The organism is Cryobacterium sp. Hz7 (genome assembly GCF_004402815.1).
GTDB lineage: Bacteria > Actinomycetota > Actinomycetes > Actinomycetales > Microbacteriaceae > Cryobacterium > Cryobacterium sandaracinum.
Genome location: NZ_SOFB01000019.1, coordinates 1 through 13,708 on the forward strand (window position 1 = coordinate 1; position 13,708 = coordinate 13,708).

General features: G+C 61.7%; 17 protein-coding genes. 9 read left to right on the forward strand and 8 right to left on the reverse strand.

Going from position 1 to position 13,708, the window contains the following annotated elements; genetic code table 11:
* From E3N86_RS17770 to E3N86_RS04400, 3 genes are all read left to right on the forward strand, one after another.
* Positions 1–677, forward strand: a 677-nt coding sequence (locus tag E3N86_RS17770; protein ID WP_370295315.1) for an ATP-binding protein, incomplete at its 5' end; no start/stop codon positions are given.
* 388 nt (positions 678–1,065) lie between these two features.
* Positions 1,066–1,521 (forward strand): hypothetical protein, encoded by a 456-nt coding sequence (locus tag E3N86_RS04395; protein WP_134374965.1) that lies wholly within the window; start codon positions 1,066–1,068, stop codon positions 1,519–1,521.
* 113 nt (positions 1,522–1,634) lie between these two features.
* Positions 1,635–2,159, forward strand: coding sequence for a hypothetical protein (locus E3N86_RS04400; RefSeq protein ID WP_134374963.1), 525 nt, complete (start codon positions 1,635–1,637; stop codon positions 2,157–2,159).
* A 213-nt stretch (positions 2,160–2,372) separates the two neighbouring features.
* On the opposite strand, the gene E3N86_RS04405 is transcribed toward E3N86_RS04400, so the two are convergent.
* Positions 2,373–2,975, reverse strand: coding sequence for a recombinase family protein (locus E3N86_RS04405; protein ID WP_134511408.1), 603 nt, complete (start codon positions 2,973–2,975; stop codon positions 2,373–2,375).
* A 411-nt stretch (positions 2,976–3,386) separates the two neighbouring features.
* Between E3N86_RS04405 and E3N86_RS04410 the strand changes: the two genes are divergently transcribed.
* Together E3N86_RS04410 and E3N86_RS04415 are read left to right on the forward strand one after the other, a co-directional pair.
* The gene (locus tag E3N86_RS04410) at positions 3,387–4,214 is read left to right on the forward strand and encodes an SDR family oxidoreductase (RefSeq protein WP_198412294.1); all 828 of its coding nucleotides are present in this window, start codon (positions 3,387–3,389) and stop codon (positions 4,212–4,214) included.
* A 438-nt stretch (positions 4,215–4,652) separates the two neighbouring features.
* Positions 4,653–5,267 carry a recombinase family protein gene (locus tag E3N86_RS04415; protein WP_134374959.1) on the forward strand — a complete coding sequence of 205 codons (615 nt, stop codon included), beginning with the start codon at positions 4,653–4,655 and terminating at the stop codon, positions 5,265–5,267.
* Positions 5,268–5,388: 121 nt separating this feature from the next.
* Here E3N86_RS04415 and E3N86_RS04420 read toward each other — a convergent pair whose 3' ends face one another.
* Positions 5,389–5,790 (reverse strand): RidA family protein, encoded by a 402-nt coding sequence (locus tag E3N86_RS04420; RefSeq protein ID WP_134374957.1) that lies wholly within the window; start codon positions 5,788–5,790, stop codon positions 5,389–5,391.
* Positions 5,791–6,400: 610 nt separating this feature from the next.
* Between E3N86_RS04420 and E3N86_RS04425 the strand changes: the two genes are divergently transcribed.
* Positions 6,401–6,805, forward strand: coding sequence for a hypothetical protein (locus tag E3N86_RS04425; protein ID WP_134419740.1), 405 nt, complete (start codon positions 6,401–6,403; stop codon positions 6,803–6,805).
* 87 nt (positions 6,806–6,892) lie between these two features.
* Here the strand turns inward: E3N86_RS04425 and E3N86_RS04430 are convergent, their stop codons facing one another.
* The 3 genes from E3N86_RS04430 to E3N86_RS04440 form a co-directional block, all read right to left on the reverse strand.
* Entirely contained in the window at positions 6,893–7,585 is a 693-nt protein-coding gene (locus E3N86_RS04430) for a hypothetical protein (protein ID WP_134511409.1), read from the reverse strand.
* Positions 7,586–7,862: 277 nt separating this feature from the next.
* Positions 7,863–8,363, reverse strand: coding sequence for a hypothetical protein (locus tag E3N86_RS04435; RefSeq protein WP_134374951.1), 501 nt, complete (start codon positions 8,361–8,363; stop codon positions 7,863–7,865).
* A gap of 79 nt (positions 8,364–8,442) precedes the next feature.
* Positions 8,443–9,006: a M23 family metallopeptidase gene (locus tag E3N86_RS04440; RefSeq protein ID WP_241985942.1), complete on the reverse strand. Its 564-nt coding sequence runs from the start codon at positions 9,004–9,006 to the stop codon at positions 8,443–8,445.
* A 307-nt stretch (positions 9,007–9,313) separates the two neighbouring features.
* Here E3N86_RS04440 and E3N86_RS04445 point away from each other — a divergent pair, with 307 nt between their 5' ends.
* On the forward strand, positions 9,314–9,778 hold the full coding sequence (locus E3N86_RS04445) for a cupin domain-containing protein (protein WP_134374949.1): 465 nt from the start codon (positions 9,314–9,316) through the stop codon (positions 9,776–9,778).
* Positions 9,779–9,859: 81 nt separating this feature from the next.
* A complete protein-coding gene (locus E3N86_RS04450; RefSeq protein ID WP_134374947.1) occupies positions 9,860–10,084 on the forward strand; it encodes a hypothetical protein in 225 nt (74 codons plus the stop codon).
* A gap of 7 nt (positions 10,085–10,091) precedes the next feature.
* Here the strand turns inward: E3N86_RS04450 and E3N86_RS04455 are convergent, their stop codons facing one another.
* The 3 genes from E3N86_RS04455 to E3N86_RS04465 all read right to left on the reverse strand — a co-directional run bounded on the left by E3N86_RS04455 (position 10,092) and on the right by E3N86_RS04465 (position 12,815).
* The gene (locus E3N86_RS04455; protein ID WP_134374945.1) at positions 10,092–10,454 is read right to left on the reverse strand and encodes a GntR family transcriptional regulator; all 363 of its coding nucleotides are present in this window, start codon (positions 10,452–10,454) and stop codon (positions 10,092–10,094) included.
* On the reverse strand, positions 10,451–11,488 hold the full coding sequence (locus E3N86_RS04460) for a hypothetical protein (protein WP_134511410.1): 1,038 nt from the start codon (positions 11,486–11,488) through the stop codon (positions 10,451–10,453). Before E3N86_RS04460 ends, E3N86_RS04455 begins: the two co-directional genes overlap by 4 nt.
* Positions 11,489–11,699: 211 nt before the next feature.
* Positions 11,700–12,815, reverse strand: coding sequence for a hypothetical protein (locus E3N86_RS04465; protein ID WP_134374941.1), 1,116 nt, complete (start codon positions 12,813–12,815; stop codon positions 11,700–11,702).
* Positions 12,816–13,216: 401 nt separating this feature from the next.
* On the opposite strand from E3N86_RS04465, the gene E3N86_RS04470 reads away from it, so the two are divergent.
* Positions 13,217–13,660 carry a hypothetical protein gene (locus tag E3N86_RS04470; RefSeq protein WP_134401880.1) on the forward strand — a complete coding sequence of 148 codons (444 nt, stop codon included), beginning with the start codon at positions 13,217–13,219 and terminating at the stop codon, positions 13,658–13,660.
* Positions 13,661–13,708 lie beyond the last annotated feature (48 nt).

Sequence of the window (13,708 nt, forward strand, 5' to 3'; positions counted from 1 at the left end):
TCTTCGACACCGCAACGGGCTGGGTCGCCCGCCTCCAGGACGCCCATTCCCGCGGGAAACTCGCCGCGGAGCTGACCCGGCTGCGCCGCTACAGCGTCCTGATCTGCGATGAAGTCGGCTACATCCCGTTCGATCAGGACGCTGCGAACCGGTTCTTCCAGCTCATCGCGAGCCGCTACGAACACGCGTCGCTGATCATGACGAGCAACCTGTCATTCGGGCTCTGGGGCGAGGTCTTCGGCGACCCGACCGTCGCCTCCGCGATGATCGACCGCATCGTCCACCACGCCGACGTGATCAGCCTCAAAGGCACCAGCTACCGGCTCAGAAGCCACCAGCCGACGCCCGGTAGGCATAGTAGAAACACACACAGTGGCCCTGTTTTCAATCGGCACTATTGGCCCTGTTTTGGGTCGGCGTTAACAACTCTCGCTGAACCGCCCCGTTCTGGGTCAGATCCGAGCTTCAACAACATACACCGGGTCCGGAAGCGCCTTGGCGTTCATCCGACTCGGTCAGTCCAGCCTGAGCTCCTGCACGGCAGGAACTCAGCTGGCGACGGGAGGTTCGGGCACTTGGGTCAACGGGACATCTCGCTCCGTTACCGCCTCTGTGAACCAGAACGCCAACTGGTCCAACGGGTGGCAGCGGGACCGTGGGAGCGGATACACCAATGAAGGCCGTTACTGCGAGTTGATCTAAGGCTCTGCAAGCTGTAGCCGTCGGCCGTTGGCTGGCGGCTACAGCTCGTTATGGGCACGTCCCAATGCGGGATCACCGTCCGCTACACCACATCCCGGGGGGGGGGGGGGGGACCCCTGGTTCGAGCCCTTCTTGGCGAGGAGTACATCGCGTGCCTGTCCACCGAAAAGCCTACATACGGTGCAGTTGACATTCGCTACGATCTAGACCAGGAAGCGGTTTGTGCCGCAGTTTTGTTCTCGGCTCATTATCGCCCTGTGACAATGCGGCTCGCAAGAAGGCGAAGCGTCTGAGAAAACTCAAAAATCACGCATAACGATTCTTCGGCGCCGTTGAGACCATCAAAATGGGGGGAGCCAAATTATGAGAGTTGCACGGGGAGTAGCGAACTTAGCGATCGGCGGCGTGCTGGCAGCGGCTTTGGCAGTGGTTGGCGGGACCGCGGCGATGGCGGAGGAGCCGGCCGCGTCTGTGCCGAGCGCGACACAATCCATTGAAGTAGTGCCCGGCGAGGCTGTGACCATAACAGTTGAGTTGGTCCAGGACCAGTCCGCGACCAACGATAACCTCGATGCCGCGGTCACCGAGGTGACAACTGACGTCACTACGGCCGCTCTCAGGTGCGGTGAAAACGTCACCTACGGCGACGACAACTACTTCACGCTGACCTACTACAACTGCTCATCCGTTTCGATAAAACTCAAGCCGGACTACTTCTTTGTCGACGGCACGTGCAAGGTTGTAACACCGTACGGATCGACGAGTTGGATCATTTACGTGAACGTTGGCAACAGCTACATCAAGATGATCTCTTGTTGATAGCCCCCGGACACGCAGTGATGTTTAGAGGGAACGAAAAGCTCAGCGCGCAAGCTCACCGCACACGCGCACAACGCGTAATAGGCCCCCGACCCCGCTTGATCAGGCTTGCCATGGCCATCGCAGCGATGGGCCTGATCGGTGGTTCGGTGACAGGGTGCACATCGAACGGTAGTCAATCCACAGGCGGTAGGTCCTGCCTCTTGGGAACGTGGGACCTTGACTTTGTCGCGTCAGCGGAAGCGAACTCCACCGCGGATACGACGACCGGAAACCACACGATCATTTTTGATGACGACACTGTAATAGTCCAGGTCGATGTGTCCAGTTCGGTGAAGACTGTCGTGGAAGGTGTCGAAGCAACCGTTGACCAGAGCATCAAAGGATCCGCGGAGCAACGATACAGCGTCCACGGCTCCGAACTGAATTACGGGGAGGTCGTCTGGACGAAGGGCTCCGGAACGACAACGGTCGCGAAAGGCGGCGAAACAACGACTGACGAGCAGGACTTCACTCCTACGCCGGACACCACCGCCGAAATGGGATGCGAGAGTGACAAGCTCATCTTGACCAGTACGCCAGAGAGCGACGTTACCGCGGGAATAGCGACGGTAGAACAGATCTTCACCCGCCGTTGAGAATGCACGGGACCGAGTCCATCATCGGGCCGCCGTGCTCGCCGAGCAGACCGAAGGCCGCCGCGACCTCGGCGTCGCCATCCTCCTCAATCCCGACTGACCATCCCTCGGCGGGACACGGGTGGGACTTGCTTCCGGAACATCGTGCAGGAAGTCCGTTCGGACCACTAGACGCGCGTAATCGTCCCTTCAATGTTTCCCGGGCCCGGGGCGTTAGTCACGGCTTTCAGCGAGTGCGCGGTACACGCTGGCGCGGCTCATGGCCTGGTTCGTCACAATGTAGGCAATCGTCTTACCCGAGGCGCGCAACGTGCGGACGGCCTCGATTTTCGTGGGGATCAAAACTGACTTGGCACGCCCCGTTGTGAGCCCCTTGGCTTCTCGTGCTGCTCGGGCTTCGGCGGCGCGTTCGTTGATGTTCTCGCGTTCCCATTCCGCGATCGACGCCATGATGTTGCGCACCAGCTTGCCGGTGACGCCCTCGAACTGTTCCCCGGGCTTCAATGAGTGGACGGAGATGCCACGGTGTTCGAGCTCCTCGATCGTTTGGAGGATGTGCAGCACCGTACGGCCGAGACGATCGAGGGAAGAGACCGTGATGGTGTCGCCGCGCCGAGCTGTTTTCAGCAGGGCATCAAGTCCGGGACGGGTCTTGAACTTGCCACTGATCTTGTCTTCGTAGATCCGGTCATCGGGAATCCCAAAATCATGCAGCGCCTTGGTCTGCCGTTCGTACGACTGTTTCACGCTCGACACTCGCCGGTAGCCGAAGGCATAGTGTTCCGCGGCCGGCTCGATGCCGTTTCTCTTCGTCATCGATTTAACGTATCGTTTCTATGCCCGTGATGATTCTTTTGATACATGTAGCAAATGCTATCTTTTCGTGTTCAAAGAAACACTATTCCTAACTGTGCGTAGCGTCTCAACTTCCATGGATATGAAACGGTGGGGCTGCGGCCGAGCATCGCGGACGTTGCCTCAATACTGTTCCATTACTGGTCAGACCCCCAACCAAAGACGCGGCCGCCGGAGCAATGGCTGTCTATCGGTTGCCTCGGTCAGATCAGCAACGAGACTCTGCAGGTTGCCCCGGTGACATTGGGATAAGCGGTCGCTGGATCGTGAATAAAAGACGGTGGTGTCCGGTTGTGGTGGAAGTACGTCTGAGAGTAGTCGGAGATACCCGCTGCCGTCAGCCAGTCACAATCAACGGAAAGTAGCCAGTCCATGGATCTCAGTAATTTGGACCTCACCAAAAGGCACGGAATCATCACGGGCGCGGGGCAGGGCATTGGTCGGGCACTCGCCCTCGAATTTGGTCGCCGTGGGGGTCATCTGCTGCTCGTCGGTCGGCAGTTGGACACTCTCGCAGAAACTGCGCGGCTCGTGGCCGCCAAAGGCGGAACCACTGAGGTCCTGGTTGAAGACCTAACTCAGCCCGGCGCTGTTGAGCGGATCGCAGACTTGGTCTCGTCGTGGAGCATCGTTGATCTTCTCGTCAATAACGCCGGAAATGTGCGCGCGGGCAGGCTCGAATTGACAAGCGATGCGGATGTCCACTCGATGATCGATCTGAATCTCACTGCTCCGATTCTGTTGACCAAGACCCTGCTTCCCGCGCTTCGGCACAGCGGGAAAGAACGCGGCAGCATCCTTGTGAACATCTCAAGCGGGATTGCGCTCGTCGGCATGCCGTTCTACTCGATCTATGCTGCAACGAAATCGGGTATTTCGCAGTTTGGCGAGTCGCTTCGCCGAGAGTTGATCGGAACGGGTGTGCATGTGGCAACCGTCTATCCCGGCGCGACCGACACGGCGATGATGACCTCACAGACCGCCGGTGCCGAGCTCGGGTGGGGACGTCGACCGCTCGAGGACGTCATCACCGACCTCATCGCTGCGCTCGAGGCTGGCGAACATGAAATCAACACCGCACCGGAGAGTCGTCGCGAGATGCAGCAACTTAATATCACCGATCCGATGGCGGTGGATGCCGCCCTCGCGCCCGGCCTCGAGGCCCTTGAACTTGCGGTACGCGACCACCGCAGCATCTAGTAGACCAGCCCCTACCGAGGGCTAGGTGTTGTCCCCCCCGATCGCGCTCACAACGTCGGTGGGACCAACATTTAGTTCGAGCCTCCAACTTCTCCACCGCCAGGACCCATCATCGGTGGCAAGAGCCGCCCGCCATTCCGGATCGGCTCGGCGACGAACTGCCGCGCTGGCCGAATGACCGTCGCGAAACCCCACAGGATACGAGACACTCGGGCCGCTGTGGAGTCTGCGAGCTCAGCTCAATGGGTCATCAAGCGATCGCACAAAACCGGGTTCGGAATGTGACATGGGTGGCCCTCCTGTAGCCGTCACTTTGGACTATTTCTGCGTTGTTTGCGATACGGAGGCTGGATGACGGGTTGTGTGACAGTTTCTGTCTTCCTCGAGGGTGAGCCGCCTCTGTCGCGCAATCGAACGTTTAAATGACAGGGGTCGAGCATGCTCGTCGGATACATGCGCGTGTCAAAAGCTGATGGTTCGCAGAGCACTGATCTACAACGAGTCGCACTCCTGGCCGCCGGCGTCGCTGCAGGGGATCTCTACGAGGACATGGCATCCGGCAAGAAGGACGACCGGCCACACCTGGCGGCTTGCCTGAAGGCGCTGCGTCATGGTGACACGCTCCTGGTTTGGAAGCTGGACCGGCTCGGTCGAGACCTGCGGCATCTGGTCAATACGGTGCATGACCTCACCGACCGTGGCATCGGCCTCAAGGTGCTCACCGGAGAGGGCGCAACGATCGACACCACGACGGCACCTGGGAAGCTCGTCTTCGGAATCTTTGCTGCTCTCTCCGAGTTCGAGCGGGCGCTCATCTCTGAGCGCACAATCGCCGGGCTTGCCGCAGCTCGAGCACGGGGGAGGACGGGCGGGCGGCCGTTCAAGATGACGCCGGCCAAGGTCCGCCTGGCCATGGCCGCGATGGGGCAGAAGGAAACGAAGGTTGGCGACCTCTGCAAGGAGCTCGGGATCACCCGGCAGACCTTGTACCGCCATGTCTCACCTGCGGGGGAGCTGCGGTCGGACGGTGCGAAGCTCCTATCGAAGAAGTAGTGGCCCCACCTGGGGAGTGTCAGAAGGAAACCCTGACCGGGACAAATCCGACTCGCCGGACCTGGCGCTTAACTAGTTCTTACCGCCAACCTTGATTTCGAACGCCAGGCCAGGTTAGCGGTCAATGGCGAACGACGGCGGCGATGGCGGCGATCTCGACAAGAGCTCCTGAAACACCGAGTCCGGCAACTCGGGCCCCCATGACTAGAGCTGGAGTATCCGAAGCGAGTGCGGACCCGATGGCTTGATACGCCGTGGCAAGGTCAACACCGTCGACGAACAGCACCGTCCACTGCACTACATCTTCTATAGTTGCATGAGCTGCGGCCAGCGCAATCTTGACGTTTTCTAGGGCGCGAATGGACTGCACCGCAACATCGCCTTCACCGATGAGTGAGCCGTCTGCGGCGACGGAATTTTGACCGCCAACGTAGATCGTGGTTGCGCCGGCCGGCACGATGGCGACGTGACTGAAAGCCTGACTGTGGACAAGCCCCTCAGGGCGGATGCGCTCAATGGTCATATCTCTCACGATTACACGACATACCGATAGGGGCCACTGGGAGAGTTCGAAACGGGGCCCATGAGACGAACCCTGTGCGGTCACTTCCCGCGACTTGAGGAGAAAGTCCCGGCGTGCGCAAGGGAATGTGGTTGCATGGCCAAATGGGAACGAGGGGATGGGTGGCTACCGCGTTGTGTGGGCTGGCCATCTTCATGGCATTGCCGCCAGCTGCGGCGATTTACGCGGTCCGAGATCCAAGCTATTCGTGCCTTGTGGACGCACTCCCGGCGTCTCGCGAAAGCGTAGACCCCGGACAGCCGATCGTTGGCCGGATCACGTTGATCCCGCTGGGGCTGCAGTGCGAATTCACGTCCATGACCGGACAGGCAATGACCTTGAAACCCGATGTGGTGTTGACCGCTATGCTCGCCACTTCAGCTGCTTCCGTTTTCGCGGCTGGCTTGGTGCTGGTCCAGGGAGCAGCCGTCGGCGAGTCCTTCTGGATGCAGAGAGACACCGGGAAAGTCCTAGCGAAACGGTCTAGGGCTGCGTGCACCCACGGACCGCGAAACGAAACTCTTGCGGGCCGATTTCGTAGTCGATACGTTGGCCTGAACCTGGGGGAAATGTGGCGGACAAGTTCACGTGCGCGAAGATGGTCGCGGTGGCCGCTGCCGCCCTGAGCCTGATGGGCTGTTCAGCTGCCGGTGGCTACTCCGACCTCATGAGAGAGCCCAGCGCAGAGGACGCTATTCCGAGCGACCTTCCTTTGCATGCATTGGACGGGTTCGACCTTGACAGCGTGCGATTTGTGCGTTCCCTTGACAAGACACGGCTGTATCTGGCGCAGGGAACTGACCTCCCTGTCTGCCTGCTCGCGTACAGAGGGGCCACGGATTTTCAAGGCGCGTGCGGCTCAGATATGACGACAATGAAGTCGGCAAGCTTTGAAGTCATGATCGTGAAGGATGGCACTCTGAATCGAGACGGCTGGACGAAAGTAGGCGAGAACATCCTCGTCAAGAACCACTAGTTCACGCCGCGGCCATAGCCGGTGCTGAACGCGACAGACTGCCTTGTTGACGGAACCCTTTGCGGGCGGGTCTGGTGCTGGGTCGTGCTAGATGGGGCGGATCATCGGTTTGAGAGTGACGAGTCCTGGTGGGAGGTCGCGGTGCCACGCTTCGATCTCTGCCGTGATCGCCCGTGGTGTCGCAATGATGTGGTCGACACCGTCGTCGTTGATTTGGTCGATGAGTGTTGACAGCGCCCAGAGCTCGACCTGGTGGGCGAGGTGTTCGCCGGCATCGCGGTACTGCTGTTGGGTCCATCTCGACTGAACCAGGGTGAGGAGATCGCCGTGTAGCTCGGTGAGAGACTCCCGTACTGCATCGGGGTCCGGTGCGGAGATGACTACTCTCCAGGTTTTGTCGGGGGCGCTCAGATAGCGGCGACTGACGATCGCACCGCTGGCAAGCAAGGCTCCTTCGACTGCGCGTGAGTGTTCGTCGTATCGCGGTGGTGTCCGATCGCCCGGTGCGGTGTTGGCCGGTTCGACCGTGAAGCCGTCATCGAACTCGGGGGCGCCGAATGCGTCGACGGTGAACTTCGTCCCGTCCCAGCCGCCTGAAACTGATACCCACGAGTCCGGCTGTTGACCGGTGACTCCTGGGATGAGAACGAGGGGGATGCCGAAGGTGTGGATCTCGGGCTCTGAGGCATCGGTGGGCGGTCGATCGTGCGTGAATCGAGGGATCAGAGCGAAGGTTCCACCACAGTTGATGAGCCAACCGGTCGCCGTGTGTGTCAACATCTGAGTCCTTGCCTGTTAGGTTCAATGCGTCTGCAGGAGTTCCCAGGGCTGAGGCATCCTTTGTCACGATGCTCCTTTGGTCCGAAGATACGCCCAGTCACGCTAAGCCTGTCTTTCCAGCAAGGTGGCGCTGTTGACGTGCTGACTCGTTCGCTCGAGACCGATCGTTTCGGGGAATGCGCTGGCGGAGTCGGCATCAGAGGAACGGTCAATTGGACAGTGGTGGCGGTGCGTTCGAGGATCCGTTGCCATTCACGTTCTGACCTGACGCTGCTGTCTACGGGTGCGCGAAGGGCTCGATCGATACCCCCGGCGCTGGAGCCCGGAACCCGGGGGTGTCGCAAGACACCTCTACGAGGTATATCCAGTTGTCGCCGTCGAACCCACCCGTCACTCGCAGTTGGTCGCTGTCAACCAGTCCAGCGATCTGGGCCCCGTAGGCGAACAAGTCGTAATCCGGGTCGAAGCTGGTGGCAGGGAAGGTTGACGTCCAGACCCGCGCGTAGCGTTCAGCGGTAGTCCACGGGTCCTCGTCCATATCGAACCAGGAGTTCTTTGCGGAAAAGGCAACTTCGTAGCCGTCTGACCTTTTCGCCCAGTGCGGGGTACCACTCAAGTCCTCGGACTTGGTCCAGCAGGCGGACTCCGGTGGCGCGGCGCGCTGCACGTCCCACGTTCCCTCGATTGCGTCGAAGGTGGGCTGGATGGAGCCCGCGATCGTGTCGGTGATGTTCGACCACTTGGTGAGCGTGCCGCCGGACGCAGCGGCCGGCGACACTTGGGCATCAGTGGATTGGGAAGCGCAGCCGGTAGCGCCCAATTAAAAAAGCGAGACCTCGGCCGGGTGCTTTTGCAATTCATGCGACGGTGAAGGTCTCCCCGTTCCTCGGGAGCCAGGTGCCACCGTTGACCTGAGGGCGTTCAAAGACGATGGGCCTGCCGCGCGCCGTCGGCCAGTTCGTTGAGTCCGTGACTTGCACGTGCACGTGAGGCTGCGTGCTGTTGCCCGAGTTCCCGCATGATCCGATGTTCTCGCCGACCATGACCACTGATCCAACTGCGGCGCTCACCGATCCGCGCTGGAGATGAGCGATGAGCACAAAAGGCCCGGCCGGCTCAAGCGCGATGACCACGTGATTGCCCGCGATCGCGCGCACGCCCTCTCGAACTCGGCGAGTCTGGGAGAGCGCGTAAGGAATCAACGCCAATTGTGAGCGCCGGGCCTCGTGATCCAGCTCGCCGTCGACCGCGGCGACGACAGTGCCCGATGCTGGCGCCAGGATCGGGGCGCCGAATCCGACAAAGACCACGGGGGGCTCCGTCGCTAATACGGAGCGCCAATCCATGCTTTGCCGAATGGCCTCGTTCGTCGATGGCGACGAAGTCGATTGCGAATGTCGTGCCGAATAGATGGGTGCCATGGCTGGGAACACGGTTCGCCGGACTGTTCTCTGCGATCCACCGGCCCTGGAGCGGAAATCGCAGCGCAACGGGGGGAGTGCGCAACATGCCAGCACCTCCGGCCGCGCATAGTGGTGTGGCCCGTTCGAGCGACACGCTCAGTGTAACGAGAGGCACGACTCCACCGGGCCCGACTAGATTGGTCCAGGTTGAGGCGGGCCGCCCGTAAGCCGGACGGACAGCGCGACAGATCCGTGAGCATGGTCTCAGGAGGATCGAACCGCGGGAAGCCTTATGATCCGATCCGGGCAAAGCTACGATGAGATCATGACCATCGAAGACACCGGTCCCCGTCCTCAAGCATTCGATCTGGAGACCGAGACCCTCAAGAACCCGAACTACCGCACCGTGGCTTGGAGTGGCACCTACCTGCAGGTCACCCTCATGTCGATCCCGGTCAACGGGGTCATCGGGCTAGAAAAGCACCCTGACACCGACCAGTTCATTCGACTCGACCGCGGCCGTGGCCGCGCCCAGATGGGACCAAGCAAGAACGAACTGACCTTCGACGAGGAGGTAACCGATGGGTGGTGCGTCATCGTTCCAGCTGGCAGCTGGCACAACGTGACGAACATCGGGGATGAGCCCATGCAGGTCTATACCGTCTACGCGCCGCAACACCACAAGCCGGGCAAAGTTCACCAGACCAAGGCGATCGCCGACGCCGACACCGACGATGCACCCGCCGACTGGTCCGTTCAACCAGAACCCGTCGCTGACCAACACGCCTGAACGGAGCAGCCCGACCAGGAGCCCCGCCATCGCCGCGTTGACGGCAGCTACGCTCGCCAGCACCTGCCCCGAGCAGCGTAAGTGCGATTGCTGCCGGCGGCGTCGCGTTGGGGGGCAAAGATCGCGCAAGGCCGCACCGGCGAACTCGCTGTCATCACGGGCGCCGAACTCGCGATGATGACCGATACGGCAGCCCTCGGACACGCCCCGCTCGGCCTCGCCGTATTCAACCGGGTGGCCCGGACGACAACGCCCGAATCTGTAACCTGGGTGAAGGACAGCGGCCGCGCCGATGCTGTTCGGTAGGGGAACGTCATGCGGGCGGGTGCGTCGCATCTGTTCGCCAGACCGCGCGGAGGATTGCGATGGTGTCGTCGAGGGAGACGAGTGCGCCTTCGCTTGCTTCCGCGAGCGCGCGGGCGTGCTCGATCACTGCCTGAGGCGCCCGGGAAGCCCCGGGGGCCACGCGGGTGCCGGCGGCGGTGCGGGTGACGATGAGTCCGTCGCGTTCCAAGGACTTGTAGGCCTTTGCGGCTGTGGCCTGTGCGACGCTGAAATCTCGAGCGGTTTGTCGGACGGTTGGCAGGCGTTCGCCGTCACCGAGTTGTCCGGAGCGGATCGCTCCGCGGAAGAGCGCATCGATTTCGTCCGCAGAGCTTGGCGTGGTCCCGGTCATCGCTGTGGTCCGTTGGTCGAGATTTCATGCTCCGGTGTTGCGATGCGTGAGCGTCGTGTTGCGAGTGCGGCTCGGGCGGTGTCGACTGCAAGTCGGAGGAGGAACGCGACTCCGCCGGCCTGGAGGGCATAGCCCAGGAGGTTCATGGGGCGGGCGATTGCGTCGTAGCCGCCGGCTACGAGAATGCGCGGGTAGGACTGATTGTCGGATACCCACTGCTCGTCCAAGCCGACCAGAGCTTGCCCGGAGGACCCTGTGTGCATCCACACGGCTCCGAGCGTTGTGATGAGTCCGCCGAGCAGGATGAACGTGAACAGTCGATCGGTTAGTTCTCGTTCCGAGCGCACGCTGGAGGCGGTCGATCGGGCGAACACGGGCCGGTTGGCGTCCGTGTGAAGCACGGCGAAAAAGACGGTGCAGGCCAGTGCCAGCGCGACGAGAGTGGCGAGATGGTTCGGCCATCCTGCCCCGGACAGGTAGCCGTACCCGCTGTTGAAGCTCATGTAGATCGGCAGGTTAGTGTAGTCGGGAACGTTCCCAAAGAACGGTCCGTCTTCGGGCGCGGTCCTGGCGATCGCAATCTGCCACACCGCAGTCAGCGCGAGCAATGTCGCGGTGATTCCGGAGATCCAGAGCAAGGTGCGAGACGCGAACGCATGCCACGGGCGGCGCGGAACAATTGAACGCTCACCCGGTGCGGGAAGAGGGATCCGTCGAAGGGCTACGGCCGCCGCAGCCACCACCAGTGTCGCCGCGAATAGCGGGGCCGGCCGTCGCCACCAGCCGTCATACCCGGAAACGTCAGACGTCGACACGGCGATCGCGCTGACCGCCGTCGCGACGACAACCACGAGCAAGGAACCCGCCACTCCCGCCCAGGTGAGAGTGGCCGTGCGCAACCTGGTCTGGGGGAGTGAAACCATCCGCCGGGGACGAACCCACGACAGGGCGAAGAGGACCAGGCCGAAGGTGATGGCCACTTCCAGAGGTAGCAGGTCTTGAACGGCGTGCACGAAGAGAAAGAGGAAGTTCATCGAGGCCCCCAGAAGATCGAATCCCTCGCGGGTATCGCGAGCATTGTGCTGTAAAGGTAGCACAAGATTGTGCTATCCAAACAGTGCAAGTTGGCGCGGGGAAATTCGTGTCCGATCGGCGAACCGTTAGCGCGGCAGCAAGGGATGGCTAGCGCGACCGAGTCTCTGTTGCGCGCAGTTGGTCTCCGCGCAACAGAGCCCCTCGAGCGGTTTATCCAATCAGTTCCAGAACGGGGCCTTCGTGCAATGCCTTGTAGATGTCGTCGCGGATGGTGTTTGCTTCGGGGTCGGTGAGCGTCTTGGAGAGGGGCCGAAGCGTCAGGCGGACGAGTGCGTTCGCCTGATCCGGCCGAAGTCTCAGCCTGTCCTGCGCGCCGCGGGGGAGATCCGCGTGCGCGGTCACGTCCAGGACTTCTACCGATTCGAGGTCGTCTATGCGATCACCCAATGCCGCTCTGGCTCGATCGCCGAGGGTTTCGGCGTCGGCATCCACGTCGACGACGATCGAGATGTCGCGGCGGATCGGCGGCATGACCGAAACGGCCTGCCAGGGTGAGAGGTTGAGCATTTGCTGGCCGATCCGTGGATCCTCCGCCCGCAAGAGATGAATGTCGGGGATGCCTTTTCTCAGCATCAATGCCCGGTCGAGACCCATGCCGAGAGCAAGTCCCGACCAAGCATTGGGGTCCAGGCCTGCCGTAGTGAGGATGTGCGGTGCGATCAATCCGCACTCGGCGAGCTCGAGCCACTCAGCACCCACCAACACATCGACCTGACAGCCGTGGACCGTGTAGGGATGCACTGCGGGAACAGCGCGCCACTCCGCACCAGGCAGGACGGCCTCCACCAGGGTTCCGATCATCGTCTGCAGGTCCGCGGCTGTGAGCATCGTGGTAGAACTCACCCGCCACAGATCGACCTGGTGCGGGGCCCCGACGTGAGTGCGGTCGATGGCGTCGCGGCGATAGACCAGACCGGGCAGCACCAGCAGCCGGTCGTAGCTGGCCTGCGTCGACAACTCGTGCAGCAGGGTGGGAATCGACGCCGAGGTGTGGCTGCGAAGCATCACCGTGGGACTCACATAGCGCGAGTACCGCTGATCCCTGGTGACCGACGCTGGGTCGAAGCCCAGCTTGTCGTAGTTGTCGACGACAGCCACGAGTGGACTGTGCCGGATGGTCTCGGCCGAGATGCCCCAGTGGCCGGCGAGAGCGGATGCGACGTCGTCGAGCAGCGTTTGCATCGCGTGGTGGCCCTGGGCCGGGTTGGAGAGGTCTCGAAGGTTGAGCGCGTCGGTGAGTTCCGTCGCGGAGAGATATGACGTCATGGTCTGGTCCTTTGATGAGATCGGATGGGGGAGCCACCCCCGACCGATCTGTCGCTGGACCTAAGCGCGTGCGACTAAGCCCATGCGACCGGTACCCGGTCGAGGGCGAAGAAATCGCAGCGCTACGTTCATGGGCTCAGCATACGCACAAGAACGCTGAGACTGTGCGGATTACTGAATGTCGCTTCTTCGAGCCGACCTCCAGAGTTGTGGTGTCTGACCTGGGTGCGCGAGTCAGGCATCACCGCCTGCCGTTTCGCTTGGGAACGTTCACCGGGACGCACTCTTGTGCTGCCTCCGAGTACTGGGCGCCTTCGAACATCCACTATTTCCGTCCAGGAGTGGGGCCGAGATCCGGGGGCTGACACGATAACGTCGAATCAACGAGCAGAGGAGACGTGATGCCGGCAACAGGCGAGGGCCGACGAGTCTTGTGGCTGGGGCTCCTTGTGGTCTGGTCTGCGCTCATCGCAGTGGGAATCACCGTGATGTACACGGGCCTGAGAAAGGCCGGCTACTTCGAGCCGACCGAAGAGGCTCTGGAACTCGCCCGTGTGGGGAAGCTCCAGATCTATGCCGGCTCGGCGGCGCTAGTCGTTGCCGCTGGCTGGGCTCGGATGATGCTCACTCCAATCTGGGCCTGCATCCTCGTAGCTAGCCCCGCCGTTCTGGTTGGCGGTCTGACGCTTGCAATTGACAACTCTCTTTTGCCCCACCTCGCCGCTTTGGTTACGTTTCCGATGGCCGTCGCCGGCCTCATCAGCGGTCTGATCCTTGCCAGGCCGCTGGGCCGCGTGAACTCTGCGCCCCCTCGCTCTCCGGCTGAGGCGGCGGAGTCAGGCTGACTCAAACGCCGCACCCTGAGGAAGCCGCTGAAGGTTCGCCCGGGAGTC